Below are 5,967 nucleotides of genomic sequence, written 5' to 3' on the forward strand. Positions count from 1 at the left end.
GCGATTTGAATCAGATCGGCGCTGCGGCGGGTGTTTTGGGCCGTCGGGCGCTTTGCTAATATCTTCGGATCCACCGGAGGGCGCGCCGTCGGAAGGGCGCCATCAATAGAAGTTTCACTTCCCCGCCGACGCAAAAAGAAGAACAGGAAGGAGGTTTGTTCAGTGGTTCCCATCACGCTTCGACAGCTACAGGTGTTTCTCGCAATCGCCAAGGCGGAGAACATCGGCGCCGCGGCCGAGAGCCTTTCCATGAGCAAGAGCGCCGTCTCGCAGGCGCTCTCCGAACTTGAAGGTCGCCTCGGCGTACAGCTCTTCGACCGCAGCCGCGGACGCATCTTCCTCACGGCCGAAGGGCGGCGGATGATGCCGCAGGCCGACGAGATGGTCCACCGCGCCGACGACATTTCGGACCTCTTCCGGCAGACCCGCCGCTACTGCCAGTTCCGCGTGGGCTGCACGCGCACGATCGGCACCTTCATGATCGCCGATCTCCTGCGGAGCTTCCGCGACGAAAAGGGCTGGATGCCCGCGGCGGAGATCGCCAACACGCGGATCATCGCCGAGAAGCTTTCGCGCTTTGAGCTCGACGTCGCGCTGATCGAGGGCCCCGTCACCGACACCGACCTCGTCACGACGCCCTGGATGAGCGACGAGATGGTGGTGGTGGCGCCCAAGGACCATCCCCTGACCGGGAGGCCCGTCACCTACCATGAGCTCGAGAACGTCTCCTGGGTGCTGCGCGAAAAGGGGTCCTCGACGCGCGACTTCTTCGAGACGCAGCTGCGCCAAAGGCTCGCCCGCGTGGACGTGGCGGCGGAATTGAACAGCTTCGACGCGATCCTGCGCACCGTGCTCTTGGGGCTCGGACTCACCTACATGTCCCGCCGGGTGCTCAACGACCCCTACTACGGGCGCTTCCTCTCGCCCGTGCAGATCCCCGACCGCTTCCACCGGCAGCTCACCTTCTGCCACGAGCGCGGGAAGTACCTCTCGAGCGACATCGAGTCCTGGATCGAGCACTGCCGCAACTACGCGCGGATCATGGAGCGGCGCGCCGCCGAGACCGAAGCCGAGGTCCGGCAGCCGCCCGCGGCCCCCGGTCAGTCCGCTTCTGCGGTAGCCTATTGAGTCTCATTCTCAATCGATGTCCGAAGCGCCTCCCCGCGACGGGGAGGCTTCGGGCGGGCCGTCCGCTCTGCGTACGGGACGCTTTGAATGCTCTCGGTGCACCGGAACGGCCTTCTGGAAGGATTGCCAACGACATGCCCACCTACACTCCGATCTCCGAACACTTGAAGCCCCTCGACTCCAACGCTGCCTACGGCCTGATGAACACGGGCGCGACGGCCTTCATCAGCGCCGCGCACGAGGGCGACGGCGACGTGATGACGTGCGCTTGGAACTGCGCGCTCGCGCTCAATCCGACCAAGGTGACAGCGGTGGTCTTTGCGGGCCACTACACCCGCGCCCTGATGGAGAAGAGCGGGTACTTTGCGCTTGCCCTCGGCGCCGTCGGGAACGTCGAGGCGGTGCAGAAGCTCGGATGCGTCTCGAAGAACAAGGACCCGGAGAAGCTCGAGCACTCGGAAGTCGAATTCTTCCTCGCGCCCGGCTGGAAGATGCCGCTCCCCGTCGGGTGCCCGGCCTACTTCATCTGCCGGATCGTGCCCGAAGCGAGAAACGAGAGCGAATACAACCTCTTCATCGGCGAAGTGGTGGCGGGCTGGGTGGACGATCGCGTCGCGACCGAAAAGGGCGAGTGGCGCTTTGAAGACGCTCCGCGGGAGCTGCGCACCGTGCATTCCGCCTCGGGCGGGCGCTACTACGCCGTGGGCGAGGCGATCCGCGTCGGCCGCTGACGGCTCCTCCCGCATCCGTTAACATTCCCGCGCCCGCGCGGAGCCTTCCGAGGCGCGTCACTGAAGTCCTCCGGCTCCGGCGGGCGCTTCTTCATTTGATCCTGATGAGGTCCCGTCATGCCCGAACTCTTCGCCATTGAAACGCCTGAGGACTATATCCGCGCGCTCGCCGCCGTGGATCCGATTCTCTTCCGCAGCCTCGAACACGTGCCGCTCGAGATGAGCCCCGAGGACGAATGGGCCGACGAGATGGTCGCGCGCATCGAGGCCTGGGAGAACAGGACCTTCTCCAAGACCTTCCCGCACAAACTGATGACGGGCGCCGAGGCGGTGGCGATCTGGGCGAAGCTCGAGGGCCTCACGGCCGAGGCGCTCGGCGCCGCCGCGGGCGTTCCGCAGGCGGGTGGTGAGATCCTCGCGGGTGCGCGCGAGCTGACGCCGGGCGAGATGAAGGGATTGATGACGAATCTCGGCCTCCCGTGGTCGGTCTTCATGTGGCCCGTCGGTTGGTCCGCCCGCCGGGTTGAGGCGGTGATGGAGCGCAAGGCCGAGGGGGCCGCCGGCGCCGCGCACTGACGGCCTGACGGCTTCTTCCAAAGACAAAAATCCCGGCCGGCGTGATTCCCTGCGCCGGTCGGGAGCCTGAACTCCGGGTCTTCGAAGGGGCGACCGGGCGGCCGGCCTCCCTGAAGCCCGGAGACTCCGCCAGCGGCGCCTCACCGAGGCGTAGCGCCCGTGGGAGCCGCGGCGGAGGAGGGGAGATGAACGTGGGTCAGAAGAAGCCACGCTTCGCCTCGGAGAGGCTCACGTAGACGTTCTTCATCTGGCTGTAGTGGTCGAGGATCACCTTGTGGGTTTCGCGGCCGATGCCCGATTCCTTCCACCCGCCGAAGGGCGTGTGGGCGGGGAGCTCATTGTAGGTGTTGACCCACATGCGGCCCGTTTCCACGGCGAGCGCCACGCGGAAGGCGCGGTTGACGTCGCGCGTCCAGACGGCGCCTCCGAGGCCGTAGACGGAGTCGTTCGCCATCGCGACCACTTCGGCTTCGGTCTTGAACTTCACGACGCAGGCGACCGGCCCGAAGATCTCCTCGCGGCAGACCTTCATGGTGTTGTCGCAGTCCACGATGAGCGTCGGGCGCATGAAGGCGCCCTTCATTCCCGGTACCTCGGCGCGCACGCCGCCCGTGAGGACACGGGCCCCTTCGGCCTTCGCCTCCTCGACCCAACCGAGGATCTTCTCGAGCTGGCGGTCGTTCACCTGCGAGCCCATCTGGGTCTCCATCGAGAGCGGGTCGCCCACCTTCACCTTCTCGAAGGCCGCGGCGAGCGCCGCGACGAACTTGTCGTAGATCCCTTCCTGAACGAAGATGCGCGAGCCCGCGCAGCACACCTGCCCTTGGTTGAAGAGGATGCCGATTTGGGCGCCCTCAATGGCCTTGTCGAACTGGCAGTCGTCGAAGACGATGTTGGCGGACTTGCCGCCCAATTCCAGCGTCGCCGGGATGATGCGCTTCGCGGCGACGAGCCCGACGTTGCGGCCGATCTCGGTCGAGCCCGTGAAGGCGAGCTTGTCGAAGCCCGGGTGCTCGAGCATCGCCTGGCCCGAAACGGAGCCGCGCCCCGAGAGGATGTTGACGACGCCCGGGGGGAGGAACTCGTTGAGGATCTCGCCGAGGACGAGAAGTGACAAGGGCGTGGCGCTCGAGCTCTTGATCACGACGGCGTTGCCGGCGGCGATGGCCGGGGCGATCTTCCACGCGCCCATGAGGAGCGGGAAGTTCCACGGAACGATCTGGCCCACGACGCCGATCGGCTGCCTCAGGATGATCGAGAGCGTGTTCTTGTCGATCATCGTCGCCTCGCCTTCGTCGGCGCGGATGCACCCGGCGAAGTAGCGGAAGTGGTCGATCGAGAGCGGCACGTCCACGAGGGTGGTTTCGCGAATGGGCTTGCCGTTGTCCTGGGTTTCGACAAGGGCGAGCTCGCGGGCGCGCTCCTCGATGCGCTCGGCGATCTTGAGGAGGATGTTCGAGCGTTCCTCAACGGACTTCGCGGCCCAGAGGGGCTGTGCGGCGCGCGCGGCCTTCACCGCGCGGTCTACGTCGGCGGCCGAAGCGTCGGCGCACGTCGCGAGCTTCTCGCCCGTCGCCGGGTTGAAGGTGTCGAAGGTGCGGCCGCCCTCGGCGTCGGTCCATTCGCCGTTGATGAGAAGGCCGTAGCGGTCCTTGATGAATTGAGCCATTTGTCTGCTCTCCTTCAAAGTTGGGCGGTGCGGGGAGTCCGCTTCACGCCGGAGGAACTTCCGGCCCGGAGGCGGCTCCGGGGAGCACCGCGTTTCGTTGAGATCAGACTACGGGGCGGTGGGGGCGGCGCGATAGTCGCCGTTCGAAGGGGAGCTGTATCAGGGGTGTGTAGGGCAGAGGGCGTAGGGGTTGACGCCGGGGTGCTCCGTTGAGGCGGCGGATCCCGGCGTGCGGAGGCTAGAGCCCGAAGGCGGGAGCGTCTTCGGGCGGAACTTCAGGAGGTCCGCCGAAAGGCGTAGAGACGGAGTCTTTAGAACGACGAACCCGTTGATCGGCGGAAGAATTTTGTTGCGGTTTTTACCTCGAACAGACCACTGTTGTGAAAACCACCGGTCTCGAAGCTTCCGACTACCGGCGGTGGACGGAGGCCTGATCGGAACAGCCGGGCCTGCGGCGCCCGACCGCGCCGAGACGCAGCAGGAGAAGCGCGTCTCGACGTGCCGAAGCCGCGGCGGCGGCCGCCGCTCCGGCGTGTCCCGCATCGGCGGCGAAGCGGACGCCGTCGAACCAGTCGAGGACCTGCACGAGGGAGCGGTTCTTCAGCCACGCCCGGAGCTCCGCTTCGAGCGCAGCTTCTTCCGAAGACCCCCCGGAGGCGTCGGCGTCGAGACCTTCGCGCACGGCGTCAAGATGCAGCGTGAGGAAGGCGTGGAGTTGAAGCGCGACGAAGTCCATGAAGAGCCGCCCGAGGAGAACTTCAGGGCGCAGCGGCGCAGGGCCTTCCGCTGCGGATCGGCGCTCCTCGGAGAAGAACCGCTCCGTTCTCTCACGGACGCGCCGGGCGATGCCGGAGAAGCCTGCGGCGTCGCCGTCAGCCGCGACGACGAGCTGCGAAGGCGCGAAGTCGAACGATTGACTTGCCGTCACAAGCGCCTCGTCGGCGGGAAGGTTCTTCGCAGGTTCTGCGAACGCGACGGGCATGCCGCTCCCGATGGAATAGAGGATCACGAGCCGCGGCGGCTCGTCGTCCGCATCCGCAAAGACCGGTGCGGGCGCGGCGAAGGAGGGCGCCGCAGCGTCAAGCACCAGGAACCGGGCCTTTTGATCCTCGCGTGCGGCGCGGAGCCGGAAGAAGAGGTCCATGGCGGCCTCTGACCGTCCGAGCACTTCGAAGAGCGCTTCGCAGTCCTCTTCGGTGAGGGGCGCCGGCGAGGGAAGCGGGTGCGTGACGCCCCAGGCCTCAAGGCGGGAGAGCGAGGCGCCTTCGGACGCGACGCGGAAGCGCGCGACGGCGGCGATGCCCAACGCCGCTGCGCCCGGGAAGACTTCGCGGAGATCGGCGTCGATGCCGGAGGCTTCGCCCGCCCAGTCGAGAAGGCTCCTGAAGCGCTCCTCAACCGGCAAGGATGACGACGACGGCGAAGAAGACGCAAGCGCCTGCGTCTCCCTAACCGTCTTCCGGCGCTTCGGTCTCGTCGGAATCATCTCAGTCGAGCCCGCGGGGATTTTGCCGAGGAGCCGCGTGGAGACGGTCTTCGTGCGCTTCGTTTCCGGATCGTATTCGGTGACGCGCTCATAGACGTAAACGTCGCCGTTGGGACGGGTTTCGCGGCGTTCTCCGACGTGACGCCGGCCGGTGAAGGGACGGCCCATGAAGTTCTCCTCGATGCGCCTCTTCGTCCGGCGCTTGATGTGGAATGCTGAGTTCTCGCCCGCAGCCGCATGCACCATGCGGCGTCTCCAGGCTCAGGCAGGCGGCGCGGGCCCCTCGGGTTACCAAAATGAGCCGTAAAGCCCCGTCATTCATTAAAAGAATCCCAAAGTACGGTACTACTGAAGCTTCCTGGGTCTACCGCGAGGAC

At 66.4% G+C, this 5,967-nt stretch carries 5 protein-coding genes; 3 read left to right on the forward strand and 2 right to left on the reverse strand.

Going from position 1 to position 5,967, the window contains the following annotated elements:
* Positions 1-162 precede the first annotated feature (162 nt).
* The 3 genes from ACT6Y9_RS08060 to ACT6Y9_RS08070 all read left to right on the forward strand — a co-directional run bounded on the left by ACT6Y9_RS08060 (position 163) and on the right by ACT6Y9_RS08070 (position 2,435).
* A complete protein-coding gene (locus ACT6Y9_RS08060; protein WP_443744156.1) occupies positions 163-1,128 on the forward strand; it encodes a LysR substrate-binding domain-containing protein in 966 nt (321 codons plus the stop codon).
* 134 nt (positions 1,129-1,262) lie between these two features.
* Entirely contained in the window at positions 1,263-1,859 is a 597-nt protein-coding gene (locus tag ACT6Y9_RS08065) for a flavin reductase family protein (protein WP_443744157.1), read from the forward strand.
* 117 nt (positions 1,860-1,976) lie between these two features.
* The gene (locus tag ACT6Y9_RS08070) at positions 1,977-2,435 is read left to right on the forward strand and encodes a hypothetical protein (protein ID WP_443744158.1); all 459 of its coding nucleotides are present in this window, start codon (positions 1,977-1,979) and stop codon (positions 2,433-2,435) included.
* 196 nt (positions 2,436-2,631) lie between these two features.
* Here the strand turns inward: ACT6Y9_RS08070 and ACT6Y9_RS08075 are convergent, their stop codons facing one another.
* Positions 2,632-4,104, reverse strand: a complete 1,473-nt coding sequence (locus ACT6Y9_RS08075; RefSeq protein ID WP_443744159.1) for an aldehyde dehydrogenase family protein — start codon at positions 4,102-4,104, stop codon at positions 2,632-2,634.
* A 409-nt stretch (positions 4,105-4,513) separates the two neighbouring features.
* Positions 4,514-5,836: a hypothetical protein gene (locus tag ACT6Y9_RS08080; protein WP_443744160.1), complete on the reverse strand. Its 1,323-nt coding sequence runs from the start codon at positions 5,834-5,836 to the stop codon at positions 4,514-4,516.
* Positions 5,837-5,967: the final 131 nt, after the last annotated feature.

This window comes from Sutterella sp. (assembly GCF_052272535.1).
In the GTDB taxonomy this organism is placed as follows: Bacteria; Pseudomonadota; Gammaproteobacteria; order Burkholderiales; family Burkholderiaceae_F; genus Sutterella.